Source organism: Ruegeria sp. HKCCE3926 (assembly GCF_017872515.1).
GTDB lineage: Bacteria > Pseudomonadota > Alphaproteobacteria > Rhodobacterales > Rhodobacteraceae > Ruegeria.
The window spans coordinates 258,184-274,737 of record NZ_JAEDOU010000002.1 but is presented as its reverse complement, the minus strand read 5'-3'; the positions used below and the strand labels follow the sequence as shown (position 1 = coordinate 274,737).

General features: G+C 58.4%; 13 protein-coding genes. 7 read left to right on the top strand and 6 right to left on the bottom strand.

From position 1 onward, the window contains the following. Positions 1 to 41: 41 nt before the first annotated feature. Positions 42 to 986, bottom strand: a complete 945-nt coding sequence (locus tag I9184_RS09430; RefSeq protein WP_209833992.1) for a LysR family transcriptional regulator — start codon at positions 984 to 986, stop codon at positions 42 to 44. Between the two features lie 138 nt (positions 987 to 1,124). Between I9184_RS09430 and I9184_RS09425 the strand changes: the two genes are divergently transcribed. The 7 genes from I9184_RS09425 to I9184_RS09395 all read left to right on the top strand — a co-directional run bounded on the left by I9184_RS09425 (position 1,125) and on the right by I9184_RS09395 (position 11,541). Then, positions 1,125 to 2,123, top strand: coding sequence for a TAXI family TRAP transporter solute-binding subunit (locus I9184_RS09425; RefSeq protein WP_245218075.1), 999 nt, complete (start codon positions 1,125 to 1,127; stop codon positions 2,121 to 2,123). 80 nt (positions 2,124 to 2,203) lie between these two features. Then, complete coding sequence (locus I9184_RS09420) at positions 2,204 to 4,417, top strand: TRAP transporter fused permease subunit (protein WP_209833990.1); 2,214 nt, start codon at positions 2,204 to 2,206, stop codon at positions 4,415 to 4,417. A 1-nt stretch (position 4,418) separates the two neighbouring features. Beyond that, positions 4,419 to 5,657, top strand: a complete 1,239-nt coding sequence (locus tag I9184_RS09415) for an FAD-dependent oxidoreductase (protein ID WP_171723725.1) — start codon at positions 4,419 to 4,421, stop codon at positions 5,655 to 5,657. A 39-nt stretch (positions 5,658 to 5,696) separates the two neighbouring features. Further along, entirely contained in the window at positions 5,697 to 6,437 is a 741-nt protein-coding gene (locus I9184_RS09410) for an aspartate/glutamate racemase family protein (protein ID WP_209833988.1), read from the top strand. Between the two features lie 163 nt (positions 6,438 to 6,600). After that, positions 6,601 to 8,778, top strand: a complete 2,178-nt coding sequence (locus I9184_RS09405) for a Tex family protein (protein WP_209833986.1) — start codon at positions 6,601 to 6,603, stop codon at positions 8,776 to 8,778. Between the two features lie 172 nt (positions 8,779 to 8,950). After that, the gene (locus I9184_RS09400; protein WP_209833984.1) at positions 8,951 to 10,348 is read left to right on the top strand and encodes a bifunctional enoyl-CoA hydratase/phosphate acetyltransferase; all 1,398 of its coding nucleotides are present in this window, start codon (positions 8,951 to 8,953) and stop codon (positions 10,346 to 10,348) included. Next, on the top strand, positions 10,345 to 11,541 hold the full coding sequence (locus I9184_RS09395; protein ID WP_171635991.1) for an acetate/propionate family kinase: 1,197 nt from the start codon (positions 10,345 to 10,347) through the stop codon (positions 11,539 to 11,541). The genes I9184_RS09400 and I9184_RS09395 overlap by 4 nt, the downstream gene beginning before the upstream one ends. A 4-nt stretch (positions 11,542 to 11,545) precedes the next feature. Here the strand turns inward: I9184_RS09395 and I9184_RS09390 are convergent, their stop codons facing one another. The 5 genes from I9184_RS09390 to I9184_RS09370 all read right to left on the bottom strand — a co-directional run bounded on the left by I9184_RS09390 (position 11,546) and on the right by I9184_RS09370 (position 16,529). Beyond that, positions 11,546 to 12,313 carry a citryl-CoA lyase gene (locus I9184_RS09390; RefSeq protein WP_171635993.1) on the bottom strand — a complete coding sequence of 256 codons (768 nt, stop codon included), beginning with the start codon at positions 12,311 to 12,313 and terminating at the stop codon, positions 11,546 to 11,548. Beyond that, positions 12,310 to 13,494, bottom strand: a complete 1,185-nt coding sequence (locus I9184_RS09385; RefSeq protein ID WP_171635995.1) for a CoA transferase — start codon at positions 13,492 to 13,494, stop codon at positions 12,310 to 12,312. The genes I9184_RS09390 and I9184_RS09385 overlap by 4 nt, the downstream gene beginning before the upstream one ends. Then, positions 13,487 to 14,998, bottom strand: a complete 1,512-nt coding sequence (locus I9184_RS09380) for a tripartite tricarboxylate transporter permease (RefSeq protein ID WP_152460312.1) — start codon at positions 14,996 to 14,998, stop codon at positions 13,487 to 13,489. The genes I9184_RS09385 and I9184_RS09380 overlap by 8 nt, the downstream gene beginning before the upstream one ends. A 1-nt stretch (position 14,999) precedes the next feature. Then, the gene (locus I9184_RS09375; protein WP_152460311.1) at positions 15,000 to 15,482 is read right to left on the bottom strand and encodes a tripartite tricarboxylate transporter TctB family protein; all 483 of its coding nucleotides are present in this window, start codon (positions 15,480 to 15,482) and stop codon (positions 15,000 to 15,002) included. 66 nt (positions 15,483 to 15,548) lie between these two features. Next, positions 15,549 to 16,529, bottom strand: coding sequence for a tripartite tricarboxylate transporter substrate-binding protein (locus I9184_RS09370; protein ID WP_171636000.1), 981 nt, complete (start codon positions 16,527 to 16,529; stop codon positions 15,549 to 15,551). Between the last annotated feature and the right edge of the window lie 25 nt (positions 16,530 to 16,554).

Here is a 16,554-nt window from a genome sequence, read left to right as displayed (position 1 = left end):
TTTCCGGTTGTCGCACATTTCCAAGTTCGGCCGGGTGTCTTTCAGAAGTCTTCCGTCCGCGGGTTGGCGTTGGTCTGATCCAGCATCGACACAACTTCCGCCTTCCATCCCGCTTTTATTTTCAGCGCCAATTGCGAAGGGGGGCGGTGATCCGGCGACAGGATGGCGTATTCGTATCTGAGGGGGTCCTTGAAAGGCAGGAATACCACACGGCCATGCGAGATATTCAGCTTCCGTTCCGTCGCAACAGTCAACGGATCGACAATCGAGCAGCACTGCCCCGATCCAACAAACGGAATGAGCGGAAGAAAATACTGGCACGTCACACTAGGTTTGTAAGTGGCGGCAACCATCTGAAAAGCGCGCTGCACTTTCTTCTGAAAAGGGTGGGTGTCATACAGTCCACCCATTGGCACATCATCGAGATCCGAAATCGTCACAGCCTTTTTTTGCGCCAACGGATTGTCCCGATCCATTGCGCAAAAGCAGTCTCCGCTGATGATCTCTGCCGTAAATTGTGGCTTCTTTCCGACCGGGTGTTCGAAATCAGCAAACCCGAAATCAATGTTCTGAGTGCCTGCAAGTTCCATTATCTGTGGCGAGCTGCGGGTGGACAGCGTAACCCGGATGTCCGGATTCCCGCCAACTGAACGGCTTATGAAACTCGGGAAGGCAAAAATGGACGGTCCCGGCATGGCGGCAATGTTCAGGCTGCCTGAATTTCCTTTAAGAAGACCGTGCATCGTACTGGAAACCGTAGATAATCTGTCCAGTATTCCGGTGGTTTCTGCCAACAGGTAATGCGCCTCTGGCACTGGGATCAGACGCCGGCCTTTTCGTTCGAACAAGGTCAGTCCCAGACTCCTTTCCAGGTTCTTGATTGCCAGGCTGATCGCGGGTTGTGTCCGGTTCAGCTTCTTCGCGGTTTGAGAGATGGACCCGGTTTCCATCACCTCACGAAAAACTGTCAATTGAGCAAGGTTCATATCTAAAACATAAGCTAAACTTTCATTTTGTTAAATATAACAAATTTGTATTTATGCTAAAACTCCATAGGCTGAACGGATCAGAATTCGAACAAACCGAATCCAACGATCCACAACTGGGAGCTTACGATGAAATTGATGAAATGCCTGACGGGTTTGGCTTTGGCGGGTGCATTGGCTGCACCGGCGTTTGCGCAGGACCCAACCTTTTTTCGCATCGGCACCGGCGGTGCAGGCGGCACTTATTTCCCGATCGGCGGGACCATCGCCAACGGAATTTCGGCCCCTCCAGGCTCACGCCCCTGCGAAGAGGGCGGCCAATGCGGCGTGCCCGGGTTGATCGCGATTGCACAGTCGACAACTGCGTCAGTCTTCAACAATGCCGCCGTGCAAAACGGCGAGCTTGAGGCCGGCCTGGCCGCGGCAGATGTAACCCGTTCGATGTATCTGGGTGAGGGCAAGTTTGAAGGCAAACCCCACCCGAAACTGCGCATCGTCGCAAACCTGTTCCCGGAAGACCTGCACCTGGTGCTGCCAGCCGGTCAGACGATCAACGATCTGAGTGATCTCAAAGGCAAGCGCGTTGGTATTGCCCAGGCTGGTTCCGGCACGCAGGTGGCCGTTTTGCAGATGCTGGACGCCTGGGGCGTCAATCGCGACAATATGGACGAGGCCGAGCTGAACAACAGTCAGAGCGCCGAGCGTTTGGCCGACGGTCAGCTTGACGCCTATTTCTACGCAGCAGGCTGGCCGGTTGCCGCAATGGTGCAGCTGTCATCGACCAAGGGCATGAACCTGCATTCCTTCAGTGATGAAGATCTGGCAAAGATCAACGAGATCATTCCTGCCTATATCCCGTCCGCTATCCCGGGCGGTGTATATGAAGGCATCGATTCCGAAACCAAGACCCCTGCGGTCAGCGCGATGCTGGTTGTGTCATCGGATCTGTCCGAAGATCTGGTCTATCAGCTGACCAAGGCCCTGTGGAACGACAACACGCGCAAGCTGCTGGACAACGGCCACGCAAAGGGCAAGCAGATCACGCCTGATACTGCCCTCGACGGCGTCGAGGCGCTGGGTGTTCCGCTGCATCCGGGTGCTGAGAAGTTCTATAAAGAAGCCGGTCTTCTTCAATAACCACACCTGACTGAAACCTGTCGTCGGTGCCCCTTCTTGGGGCACCGCACTCTGGAATTTTGCGAAATCGGGGGGCCATCATGTCCGAGACCCAGAAACTTGATGACCACGAACTGACGGCCGAGGAGCTGGCGGCCATCGAAGAACAGTTCGACGAAGGCGCCGCTGTCCGGCAGGTCACGCCCACGGCAGGCAAGGTGTTGCGTGTCGTCGCCCTGATCTTTGCATTCTACGAATTCTTCACGGCTGGGTTCGGCTTGCCGGCCGACCACTGGCATATGGGCATCTATCTGGCTCTGCTGTTCATTCTGGTCTACGCCACGATCCCGATTGTCGGGGCCAAAAGCCTCTATGCTCTCAAAGTCAGTCGCTTCCGCATCGGCAACGTCCCTCTTTATGATCTGGTGTTCATGGCGCTTGGCATCGTCGCCGCGCTTTACGTTGGTTTCGCCTGGCGCGGCATCCCGTTCCTGGGGATCGAGGAACAAACCTTCCGCATGGGCAACCCAAACAGCTATGATGTGATCCTCGGCGTCATCATCATCCTTCTGGTACTGGACATTGCGCGCCGCACGCTGGGTTGGGTATTGCCGCTGATCATCTGCGTATTCATCTCATACGCGCTGATGGGTCCCTATTTTCCCGGGTTGCTGCAACATCCGGGCGTGAACTTCAAAACCTTCGTGTCGTCGATGTACTTCCCGCAGGAAGGAATCTATGGCGTGACGCTTTGGGTTGTTTCGACCATCGTGTTCCACTTTGTCCTGTTCGGCGTGATCGCTCAGCGAACGGGGCTTGGACAATTGTTCATTGATAACGCAACCATTTTGGCGGGTCGCTATACGGGCGGTCCGGCCAAAGTGTCGGTGGTATCCTCGGCCTTCTTCGGCACGATCTCGGGCTCTTCGGTGGCCAACACCGTTTCGACCGGCGCGCTGACAATTCCCAACATGAAGCGCCTTGGGTACCCCGGTCACTTTGCGGGCGGAGTCGAGGCCGCGTCTTCGGCCGGTGGTCAGATCACTCCGCCCATCATGGGCGCTGCGGCCTTCATCATGGCCGAGTTCCTCGAGGTGCCCTATACCACCATCGTGATCGCGGCAATCTTTCCAGCGATCCTGCACTATGTCGGCGTCTTTGCCGTGGTGCACCTGATGGCGCGTAAGCTGAACCTGCAAGGTCTGGCGAAAGAGCAATTGCCACAGCTCAAGGCCGTCTGGGCCGAGGGTTGGGCCAATATCGTTCCGTTGATCGGTTTGTTGGTCGTCCTGTTTACCGGCTACACGCCGTTCATGTCGGCCTTCTGCGGTATTTCGCTGGCGGTTATCGCGGGCATGTCGCGGATCAAGCAACCGCCAACACTGATCTACGCGGCGGCGTTTTTTGCGTTCGTGCTTTGGAAGTTCTCCGACGGTGGGTTTGACCTGTCCATGACAGCGATTCTGTGCGGATTGTCGGTGATTGCCACGCTCAACCCGCAGAAACGGATAGAAGTGCCCGAGATGTTGGCCGCGGTCGAACTTGGGGTAAAGTACTCGCTGGCCGTGGGGGCCGCTGCCGCCGCTGTTGGTATCGTGGTGGGTGTCATCAACACTACCGGCATCGGCTTTCGCATCGGCTTCATGGTCACGCAGGGCGCGGGCAATCTGGCATCCGATCTTTACAACATGATCTCGTTCGGCAGTTTCCAACTGTTTGCGATGGAAGACCTGCAATTGTTTATCTCGCTGGTCTTTATTGCCATCGTCTGCATTCTGATGGGTGCCGGCATCCCGACCACGGCGCTGTACATCATGCTCGTCTCGGTGGCGCAGCCTGCGCTGGCGCAGTTGGGGGTTCCACCCATCGCCAGCCATCTGTTCGTGTTGTATTATGGCGTGGTCTCCGAGATCACACCTCCGGTCTGTACGTCGGCCTATGCGGCGGCAGCGATTGCGAATTCCAACCCGTTCCGCACCGGGCTGTCCGCCTTTACGCTGGGACTGGGCAAGGTCATCGCGCCAATGGCGTTCGTCTATGCGCCGGTTTTGCTGTTCGTGTCTTCCACCGGGTTCGATCTTTGGGAATTCACCTATACCGCCGCCAGCTGTATCGCCGGTGTCATCGCCCTTTCGGCAGCGGTCGTGGGGTATTGGTTGCTGCCACTCAACCTCGTGTCGCGCATCCTGATGGCCATTGCCGGGATTATCTTCGTGGCACCTACGCTGACGGCTGACCTGATCGCATTGGCGGTGGCGTCTCCTGTCATCATCACACAGGTGATCGCCCGCAGCCGAATTCAAGCAACGGTCTGACATGCCTGAACAAGTGACCATCATCGGCGCCGGGATCGTCGGTCTGTGCTGTGCGCTCTCGTTGCAGGAGCGCGGTATTGCCGTGCGTCTGATCGACCGTGGAGAACCGGGGCAGGAGACATCGTTCGGCAATGCCGGTGTCGTCTCGCCCTGGTCGGTCATTCCACAGGCCACGCCGGGTATCTGGAAAACGATCCCCGGGATGCTGTTGGACCCGAAAAGCGCGTTGACCGTCAGACCTGCGTTCTGGCCCAGGATGATACCCTGGGGCCTGAGGTTCCTGAAGAATTCAAGCGTGAAATCCGTACGCAATATCTCGGACGCAATGGAGGTGCTGTGCCGCCCTTCGATAGATCTGTACCGAAGACATCTGCAAAATACCGGGCACGAAGACCTTATTGTTGATTCCAACTATGTCCACGCGTTTCGCAACCCGGATCAGGCTGACCTGAAAGAATTGGGATATCTGATCCGGCAGGAAAAAGGCGGACATCTAGAGCGGATCGACGGACCAGAATTGCGCCGGATCGAACCTGCGTTATCCAGAGATTTCAAGGCTGCGATCCTGATCAAGGGACAGGCGCGGGTCACGTCTCCTGGCCGGGTCGGTGCAGTTTTGGCCGACAAGGCCCGTCAACAAGGCGCCGAGTTCGTGCGGACAGAAGTCAAAGAACTAAAGCGCACGGAAGACGGCCAATGGCATTTGACCTCGTCGGCCGGCGCGCTTCACGCCGATACTGTCGTGCTGGCCGCCGGTGTTTGGTCTGCCGGGTTGCTGAAACCCTTGGGTTTGCCCGTGCCACTGGTGGCCGAGCGTGGATACCATGTCCAATTCCCGACCCCCTCTGCCAGCCTGGAAAACTCGGTGATGGACGTGGACGCCAAGGTGGTGGCCAGTTCGATGCAGGACGGTCTGCGCGTGGCGGGCACGGCCGAATTCGGCAGCATCGACGCGCCGCCAGATCCACGCAAACAGTCGCTTCTGACCGCACAGGCCCGCGCAATGATGCCGGATCTGAACACCTCGGATACACAGTTCTGGATGGGCCGACGCCCGTCTTTTCCCGACAGTTTGCCTGCGATCGGTCCGGTTGAGGGGCACAAGGGCCTGTTCACAGCCTTTGGTCATTCCCATTACGGTTTGATGATGGCCCCCAAAACCGGCGAGCTGGTGGCTGATCTGGTGTCAGGGCAGCGCCTCAACATCCCATTGGATTCAATCGCCTTGTCGCGATTTTGACGCGTAACAACCACCGTTTCTAAGAAGGATTACCCAATCATGCCGATCTATCAGGGTGGACAGAATATCTGCGGAGCCTCAATCGGGGTTTTGTGTCTGGAAAGCTATTTTCCCAAACCTCCCGGTCATATCAAGAACCCTTCCAGCCTGCCGTTCCCGGTGCTGTACGAGATGATAGATGGCGTCACGGTGCCAACGCTGCTGAACAATCCGACGCCTGATCTGCTGAACCCATTCATTAAAGGCGCGCAACGGCTTGAGGCTGAAGGCGTACGCGCCATTACCGGAAGTTGCGGGTTTCTCGCCCTGTTCCAAAAAGAGTTGGCCGCGGCCGTATCGGTGCCTGTCTTCGCTTCGAGCCTGATACAAGTGCCGTTGGCCTTTCACATGACCGGGGCCAGCGCACCGGTCGGGGTGATTACAGCGGATTCGTCAGCGCTGACGCAACGCCATTTCGAAGGCGTTGGAGCGGGGGGCGTTCCGGTGGCCGTACAGGGTCTGGAACACACCAGCGAGTTTGCCGAAGTCATCCTGCGCAACGCGCGCACCCGTATGGACACAGATCTGATCGAGGCCGAAGTCCTGGACGCTGCGCACAGGCTGAAGCGCGATACGCCCGAAATACGCTCCGTGGTATTGGAATGCACGGATCTTCCCCCTTATGCAAAACGCATTCAGGAAAACCTGAAACTGCCGGTCTTTGACCTGACGACGCTGGCGCAAATGGCGCATAATGTAAGCGCACGCACCGGGTATTGCGGGCTGATGCCGTGGGGCTAAGGCCTTTGCAGGCTGGTGTTTCCTTTCAATGGCTCAGAAGCGTCGAATAACCGCGAAAACAGTTGCTATCCGCTGATGCCTTTGGACGGACCGGTACAAGGGACTTTCCCTTGCTGAAACGGCTGGTTAAGAAGCCCTTCCACTGCCGTTTCAGGAGGCCCCCTTGGACCGTATCGCCCGCACCATAGCCACCGAGATCAATGCACGTCCCGATCAGGTCGGTGCTGCGATCAATCTATTGGACGACGGAGCGACGGTTCCTTTTGTCGCCCGCTATCGGAAAGAAGCAACCGGTGGGTTGGACGACACCCAATTGCGCCTTCTGTCCGAACGTTTGACCTATCTGCGTGAGCTTGAGGCACGGCGGGAAACCATCCTGAAGTCGATAAAAGAACAGGGGAAGCTGACCGAAGATCTGAGTAAATCGATAGCTCGGGCAGAAACCAAGGCCCAGCTGGAAGACATCTATCTGCCTTACAAGCCCAAGCGGCGCACCAAGGCGATGATCGCGCGTGAAAACGGGCTGGAACCCCTGGTCGAAGCCATTCTGGCCGATCGCGATGCGGACCCGGAAACACTGGCCGGGGCATACCTGAGCGAAGCTGTCGCCACCCCTCGAGACGCGCTAAACGGCGCGCGGGACATTCTGACCGAACGATTAACGGAAAATGCGACACTGCTGGGTGAGTTACGGGCCTTCATGCAGCGCGAGGCGCTGCTCAGTGCAAGAGTTGTCGACGGGAAAGAAAAGGAAGGCGCCAAGTTCAGTGATTATTTTGACCATTCCGAACGATGGACGGATGTTCCATCGCATAGGGCTTTGGCAATGCTGCGGGCGTCAAAAGAAGGCATTGTTTCACTTGATATCGCGCCGGAACCGGAGTTCGGGGCAGCCCGGGCCGAATCCATCGTGGCCGCGCATTTGCAGACCCGTGGCCAAGGGCCGGGTGATGCCTGGTTGCGCAAGGTGGCCGGGTGGACATGGCGGGTCAAGCTTTCGCTGTCGATGATGGTCGAACTGATGGCCGAACTGCGCAGTCGGGCACAGGACGAGGCAATTCAGGTCTTTTCACGCAACCTTAAGGACTTGCTGTATGCTGCTCCGGCGGGTGCCAAGGCCACTTTGGGCCTCGATCCCGGCATCCGCACCGGCGTGAAAGCGGCGGTGGTTGACGCAACGGGCAAGGTCGTGGCCACTGACACGCTGTATCCCTTCCAACCCAAAAACGATTTGCGCGGAGCGCAGGCTACCATCCTAAACCTGATCTCGGCCCACCAGATTGAACTGATCGCCATCGGAAACGGAACAGCGAGCCGCGAAACCGAACGGTTGGTTGCAGATTCTTTGGCTCTGCTCTCCAAGGCGGTAAAAGCACCGACCAAGGTAGTTGTGTCCGAAGCGGGGGCTTCGGTCTATTCCGCGTCGGAACTGGCAGCACGAGAGTTTCCCGGTCTAGACGTTTCGCTGCGTGGGGCGGTGTCCATCGCCCGGCGATTGCAGGACCCTTTGGCAGAACTGGTCAAAATCGAACCGAAATCCATCGGCGTGGGGCAATATCAGCATGACGTTGACCAGCACCGCCTGTCGCAATCCCTGGATTCCGCGATCGAGGATGTCGTGAACGCGGTCGGGGTTGACCTGAACACGGCCTCTGCACCTTTGCTTGCGCGTGTGTCGGGGCTGGGCCCCGCGCAAGCCGAAGCCGTCGTCGCCCATCGCGATCTGAACGGGCCGTTCCAATCGCGCAAGGACCTGTTGTCCGTTGCCGGGCTGGGTCCGCGTGCCTTTGAGCAATGCGCCGGGTTTCTTCGCATAAGGGACGGCGCCGAACCGCTTGATGCGTCGTCGGTGCATCCCGAAGCCTATGACGTCGCCCGCCGCGTCGTGTCGGCCTGCGGGCGGGATATCAGGCACATCATGGGCCATGAGGGGGCCTTGAAAGGGTTGCGGGCACAACAATTCGTAACCGAAGATTTCGGCCTGCCCACGGTTCTGGATATCTTTGCCGAGCTTGAGAAGCCCGGACGAGACCCCCGGCCCAGCTTTGTCACGGCCACTTTCGCGGATGGCATCGAAGAGATAACCGATCTGAAGCCCGGAATGGTTCTTGAGGGCACCGTGACAAACGTGGCAGCCTTTGGGGCATTCGTGGATGTGGGCGTTCATCAGGACGGTCTGGTTCACGTCAGCCAGTTGGCCGACCGCTTCGTCAAGGACCCGCATGAGGTCGTCAAGGCCGGGCAAGTCGTGAAAGTGCGCGTTGTCGAGGTGGATGTACCCAGAAAACGGATCGGGCTTTCGATGCGCAAACAGGGCGGCGGTGGAAATCGGCGCGCCTGATCTGCAATCCGCACATTATCCGGGCTTAACGACATAAAGGCGTTACCCGCCGGAAATAGCGTGCAGACCGATACGGGCAGCCGGCATGCGTTGTTTCCATTGCGCGCTGAACTGGGTATCAGCAAGAGAGTTCTCAGTGTCGCCAAACGGATCGAAATGGAAACGACAGTTCATGCAGTACCACAACACGCCTTACGACAAGCTTCAGGTCGGTGATACTGCCGAGTTGGCCCGCATGTGCTCGGTTGATGATTTCTATGTGTTCGCCAACAATTCCGGCAATCACAATCCGCTTCATCTATCCAGCGAAGACGGCGACGGCGACCACATCAACGAAGCGGTTGCCCCTGCCATGTTCGTGGGGGCCCTGATCTCGGCCGTTTTAGGGAACGTTCTGCCGGGGGCAGGGACGCTCTATAAATCGCAGCGATTTGATTTTGTGGAAAGGGCGCATGCCGGTGATGAGCTGGTATCCAAAGTCACCCTTCTGGAAAAGCGACCAAACCGGGAAGTTGTCTTTGAAACGGTCGTTACGCGCCCATCGGACGGTGCCGTGATCGTCAGCGGGCAGGCCGTCGTGATCGCGCCGGAGAAAGAGATGGTGTTCGCCGAGTTGGATCTGCCCGGGCTGGTGGTGAAACGTCATCGTCACTTTGATGCCATGCTGGAAAAGGTACGCCCGTTGCCGCCCATGCCGACCGCCGTTGTAGCCCCGGAAGAGCCCAACGCCTTGGGTGGGGCGCTGCTGGCCGCGCATGAGACGATCATCACACCCATTCTGATCGGTAACCCGGACAAAATCTCTCACGCGGCCGCCGAAATCGGAGCGTCGTTGGATGGGATTGAAATCATTGCGCAGAGCGATCACATCGGTGCGGCCCATGCGGCGGTCGATCTGGTTGCAGAAGGTCGTGCGAAAGCGCTGATGAAAGGGCATCTGCATACGGATGAATTGCTGAAGGCTGCGCTCAGGCGTGAAAACGGCCTGCGCACCGGCCGCCGCTTTACCCATGTCTTTGTCATGGACGTGCCCGGCCAACCCAGACCTTTGTTGGTGACGGATGCGGCGATCAATATCGAGCCGGACCTGGAAACCAAGATTGATATTGTCCAGAACGCAATCGACCTGGCCCTGTCGCTGGGGATCGAAAACCCCAGGGCGGGTGTTCTGTCTGCCATCGAAACCGTCAATCCGGCGATCCGATCCTCGGTTGATGCGGCTTTGCTGTCGAAAATGGCGGAACGCGGTCAGATCACGGGCGGGCTTGTTGACGGCCCCCTTGCCATGGACAATGCCGTCAGCCTTGCGGCTGCGCGTTCCAAAGGGATTGTGTCGGATGTCGCGGGCAAAACCGATATTCTGGTGGTGCCAAATCTGGATGCCGGGAACATGATGGCCAAGCAGCTGACCTATATCGCCAATGCAGAAGGGGCCGGTCTGGTCATGGGGGCCAAAGCTCCGATCATTTTGACCAGCCGCGCCGATGACGACAAAGCCCGGCTGGCATCCTGTGCCGTGGCGGCACTGCACGAAGCCTCTTCCTTACCGCGCACCGGAGCACCCGCATGACACATGTCGTGACACTGAACGCTGGATCGTCTTCCATGAAATTTGGTCTGTTCGAGCTGACCGATGACGATCCGATCATGGTGTGCACCGGCGCGGTCGAGCGGATTGGAGAACCAGAGCCGTTTGTCAAGGCGAAGTCTTCCGACGGAAGTGTCCTTGCCAGCGGCACCGCCGGAGAAATACGCGATCACGCCGCAGCGCTGGACTGGGTTTTGAACCTGCTTGCGCGCTCATTTCCAAACAGCGACGTGACTGCGGTCGGGCATCGTGTTGTCCACGGTGGACCTGACATCGACGCTCCGGTGCCATTGACCAAGGCGTCCATTCAAGAGTTGGACAAGCTGTCGCCGTTCGCGCCTTTGCATCAGCCGCACAATCTGGCCGGAGCCCGGGCCGCGATGGAACGTTTTCCGAATGCGGTTCAGATCGCCTGTTTCGACACCGCCTTTCACCGCAATCATCCGTGGGAGAATGACGTTTTTGCCTTGCCGCGCGAGTATTACGACAAAGGTGTTCGGCGTTATGGCTTTCACGGGCTCAGCTATGAATTCATTTCGGATCACATGGCAAAGACAGCGCCGCTTTTGCACGAAGGGCGCGTGGTCGTGGCCCATCTTGGCAATGGTGCATCGATGTGTGCGATGATCGGAGGGCGTTCCGTCGGATCGACCATGGGCTTTTCGGCACTGGACGGGCTGCCGATGGGGTCACGCTGTGGTCAACTTGATCCTGGCGTGGTCCTGTATCTGATGGACCAGGAAGGGCTGAGCGCTGACGAAATCTCAGACCTGTTGTTCCGGAAATCTGGGCTGTTGGGCCTGTCCGGGCTGTCCAACGATATGCGTACCCTGGAAAAGGCGGACACACGCGAAAGCCGACAGGCGATCAGCTATTTCACCTTCCGTATCCGGCGCGAGCTTGGCGCGATGGCGGCCATTCTCGGCGGTATCGACGCCTTGGTGTTTACCGGTGGGATCGGAGAAAACTCACGCCTCGTGCGTGACCGGGTGTGCTCTGGGATGGGATGGCTGGGCATCGAGCTCAATCCTGATGCAAATGCGGACAATGACCGGATCATTTCAACCGATCTGTCCCGCGTCGTGGTCATGGCAATCCCGACCAATGAAGAACTGGTCATTGCCCGTGCGGCGGCTGACCTGTTGGCCAAACGCCCACGGCTCAGAACTGCCTAGCGATCTAAGTTTCGACATAGGTCCAGCGATAGGCAGGCGGGGTCGGTCCCTTGTTCCGGCCGCCTTGCTGCATCTGTTCCCACGCATGGGCCAGAATGCCAACCGATCTGGATAGGCAAAACAGACCGCGTGCCAGTGGGGGCGCAAAGCCCAACTCGGCATAGATCACCGCGGTGGCGCCATCTATGTTCATAGGAACAGGCTTTCCTTTGCGGTGGGCCAACTCTGCCTCGATCGCCTGTCCGATCTGTAGGAACTGACCATCACAAGCCCCGTCCGTCACAGCATCACGGACCAACGCCATCAGACGTGGTGCGCGCGGATCCGTCGGCGTGTGGAAACGATGGCCAAAACCCGGCAATATCTTTCCTTCACGCTCGATCCACTCGTCCAGCGTTTGATCCAACCGGCCAGGATGTTGCGCCACGAAATGGTACAGCATAACCGCTTGCTCACCAGCCCCGCCGTGAATATCCCCCAACATGTTCACAGCGCTCGCCATCGCGTTGTTCAGCGGCAGCCCGCAGGTCACGGCCATGCGCGCCGTTGCGATGGAAGGGGCCTGAGGTCCGTGGTCCACGGCGGCAACCAGCGCGGCCTCGAACAACCGGACCTGCGCCCCAGATGGTCGGTCGCCACGAACCATGAACCAGATCATCTCGCTGAAACTGAGATGTCCGATCAGATTCTGGATCGGCTCTCCGCGCAGGTCGATCCGGCCCGGTTCCATATCGATGATGGAAGTCGTCCACCAATTGGACACATCGCTCATATGATGCCTTCCTTGCTCAAAGCGTCCATTTCCGCGCCGGTCAACCCAACTTCAGACCAGATCGCTTTATTGTCTGCTCCAAGTTCAGGCGGCGCGGTTTGGGGCATTTGCCGTTCGCCGTCCATGACAATGGGGCTGCCTGCAAGTTTCATGTCTTCGCCCTGCACTCGAAAAGATCCGATCAGGCCACGACCGGCAAGCTGTTCGTCATCAAGCGCCTCGGGCACGGTCAATACCTGCCCGGCCGGCACTCCGATTGCGTTGAGTTCGCTGACCCAGTCCGATGCCGCTTTGGTCCGCAAGGTCTCCTCCAGCGCCGCGCGCAGGGCGTGGCGATTGCGCTTGCGGTCTTCGCGCGTTTCATAATCCGGGTGGGCCAGCAGGTCTTGCCGGCCCAGATGCCTGGCCAGTGCCTGCCACTGTTCGTCGCGGTTGGCGGCAATGTTGATGGGCGCGTCAGAGGCTGCAAATGTTCCCGACGGTGCTGACGTCGTGTTTTCGTTGCCATGGGCCCCGGGAATGGCACCGGCGATCAGATAGTTCGACACGACCCAACCCATTGTCGAGATCACGGCTTCGGACATCGCCACATCCAGATAGGCCCCGCGAGAATCCGCGTTCAGGGCGGCGGACACTGCAAAAGCAGCCGTCATCCCACCGATCGTGTCCGCCAAAGGATAGCCAACGCGATAGGGTGCGGTGTCAGGACCGCCGGTGACAGACATCACGCCACTGATACCCTGCACGATCTGGTCATAGGCGGGATCGCCTCGGCGTGGACCGTCCTGACCGAATCCGCTTATGGCACAGTAAATCAGGCTGGGGTTCACATCGCGCAAGACGCCATACCCAAGTCCAAGCCGATCCATCACACCGGGGCGAAAGTTCTCTACCAACACGTCGGCTGTCTGGACAAGGCGTTTCAGGAGCGCCTTGCCCCGTTCTGATTTCATGTTGAGCGTGATGGATTTTTTTTCAGCATTCTGCGCCAGAAAGCTGACGCCCATACCGGCCTTGTTTCTGGCGGGATCAGCACCCAGGACGCGGGCAAGGTCGCCACCGTCAGGGCGTTCGACCTTGATCACTTCGGCACCCATGAGCGCCAGTTGATAGCAGCAATACGGACCCGCGAGGACATTCGTCAGATCGAGAACCCGTATTCCTGCCAGTGGCTCAGTCACCGTCCGCAACCCCTGCGGCCCGGGCACGCGCCCGGCGCGCGCGATAGCTGGGCAACAGCACCAGCAGCACCGCGACAACTAGCAGACCCAGCGTCATCGGACGTTCCCAGATGAAAGCAATACCGTCATAGAGCTGCATCGAGCGGGCAAAGTTGTCCTCCATCATCCCCCCGAGGATGAAACCAATCAGCAGCGGCGCAAGCGGGTAGTCGGCAAATTTCAACGCCGTGGCGCAAACACCGAAGCCAACAAGTATCAAAAGCTCGGTCGCGTTGTTCTGCCCGATATAGGCCCCCATCAGAGTGAAGAACAAAATGAAGGGGATCAGGTAATTGCGCGGAACCGAGAGAACCTTTGCGATATATGGGATCAGCGGCAGGTTCAGGATCAGCAGAACAAGGTTGCCAATGAACATTGACATGATGACGGCCCAGAATATCTGCGGCTCGTCCAGCATCAGCCGTGGGCCGGGTGTCACGTTCAGGGCAATCAGTGCGCCAAGCAGGATCGCGGTGGTGCCGGACCCGGGAATGCCCAGTGTCAGCAGCGGCACGAAAGAACCGGTGCATGCCGCGTTGTTCGCCGTTTCGGGCGCAGCCAGACCTTTTATTGACCCTTTGCCGAATTCGTCCTGTTCCTCTTTCGGGGCAATGTTGCGCTCGACCGCGTAGCCGAGGAAGCTGGCAATCGTTGCCCCCGCACCGGGCAGAACCCCGATGAAGAAGCCCTGTACAGATTGGCGGCCGATCACCGGTGCGATGGCCTTGGCTTCACTGCCTGTGATGCGCAGGTCCTTGATCTCGCCGTCATCCCCCTGAAGGTTTTTGGGTTTGAGCACCAGAAACAGCGCTTCGGGCAGGGCGAACATGGCCATGGCAAGCGTGATGAAGCCAAAGCCCGATTGCAGATCCATGATACCCATTGTGAAACGCGGCAGGTTGAACAATGCACCTTCACCGACCGTTGCCATGATCAACCCAAGTAGCGTCATGATGACGGCTTTGGCCACTTGACCGGTGCCTGCGAAGGCTGCGATTGCCGACAGGCCCACGACCATAAGCGCGAAATACTCGGCCGAGTGGAACAGCAGTGCCACCGACGACAGAGCAGGGGCAAAGACCATCAACAAAATGGCTCCGATCGTACCGCCGGCAAAACTTGCAATAGCTGCAACAGTCAACGCTTTGCCCGCTTTGCCCTGGCGGGCCATCGGATAGCCGTCGAAACTGGACGCAACAGTGCCCGCGACCCCCGGCGCGTTGAGAAGGATCGAAGATGTCGAACCGCCAAAGATGGCGCCGTAATACACTCCGGCCAGCAGGATCAGCGCTGCGGACGGGTCGCCCATGGAAATCGCGACCGGGATCATGATGGCGATGATCGACATCGGCCCAAGACCCGGAAGCATGCCGATGAACGTGCCGATCAGGCACCCTGCGATCACCATCAGCAGGTTTTGAATTGAAAACGCCGTTTGCAGACCGATCAGAAGTCCTTCGAGCATGTCAGCCTCCGAAAATGCCCGGCAATGGGCGCATGTAGATGCCAAGAACTTCCTGAACCAGATACCAGACCGCGCCTGTGGCGATCAGCGCGACGGGTAGCATGACGTGCCATTTGCGCTCACCCAGAATGAAAGACCCGAGGATCAGAAAGGCCGAGGTCGAGATCAGAAACCCAACAGGGCGCAGGCAAAGCGCGTAAATCACCATCAAGGCCAGCAACATAAGTGCTTGATCAAGGTGGTATTCCCCCAGCCGCCGGTAATCGATATCGGCTTCCTTTGGTTCCGCCTTTTCAAAGCCCAGCAAAATGATCGTGGTGGTGACGACACCCAGAACCGACAGCACTTTGGGGAATGTGCTGGGCCAGATCGGGTTTCTCTGCATGAAAGGGGGCAGGCTGCCGTCCATCGTGAACCAAGCGGCGTAGCCATATGTCAAACACACACCCAGAAGAATGAGCGCGATCCAGCGATCCAGCGCCATGAGAGCCCCTCCCTGTTCCTTTTCGTGGGAAGGCAGAGCGGCGGATCCGCTCTGCCGAAAATGGACTTAGAGGAAGCCCAGCTTTTTCATGAGATCGCCGATTTGCTGTTCCTGCTGCTCCAGGAACGTCTGGAAATCTGCGCCCGAGTTGTGGATGTTGACCCAACCATTGCGTGCACGAACCTCTTCCCATTCCGGGGTGTCGTACATCTTGGCAATCGCTTCCTGGTAGGCGGCCAATTTTTCTTCAGGTAGGCCGGGGGCCGCGAAGAAGCCGCGCCAGTTCACGAAGGTGGTATCAATACCCTGTTCCTTCATCGTCATCGCGTCAGGAGCCGCATCAACGCGCTCTTCGGATGTCACGCCGATAATCTTGACTTCACCCGCATTCGCCAGATCGACCGCTTCCGAAAAACCGGTGGACAAGGCGGCGATTTCACCCGACAGCAGGGCCGCCATGGCTTTGCCGCCCGCATCATAGGGGATGTATTTCACGCCAAGCGCATCCTTGCCCGCTGCTTCCATCACCATCGCGGCGACCAGATGGTCCATGCCGCCGGGAACCGAGCCGCCACCGATCGCTGTGCCGCCTGGGTCCGCATCAAACGCGGCAAGCAGATCCGCCATCGAGTTGATCGGGCTGTCTTTGCCAACAACGATCGCGGCATAGTCGCCGATAGTGCCCGAAACCAGCGTCAGATCGCGGAAGTTGTGAGGAAATACACCAGTCAATGAGCGGATCACGATCGGCGTCGAATTCACCATCAGAGTGCCATGATTGCTGTCGGCATTTTCAATCAGATATCCGATGGCTTTGCCACCACCGCCGCCCGACATGTTTTCGTATGACGCCGTGCCGACAAGGCCAGCTTTTGTCAGCGCTTCGCCCGTGCCGCGCGCGGTTCCGTCCCAGCCGCCACCGGCGCCACCGGGGATCAGAAAGTGAATGCTGTCCACGACCTGATCTTCAGCCATGGACGGCCCGGCCAGACCAAAGGCAGCCACAGCTGCAATCAGGGCGCGACGGCCCAGTGTGAATGTCGTCATGATGTCCTCCCATTTGACAACCAGC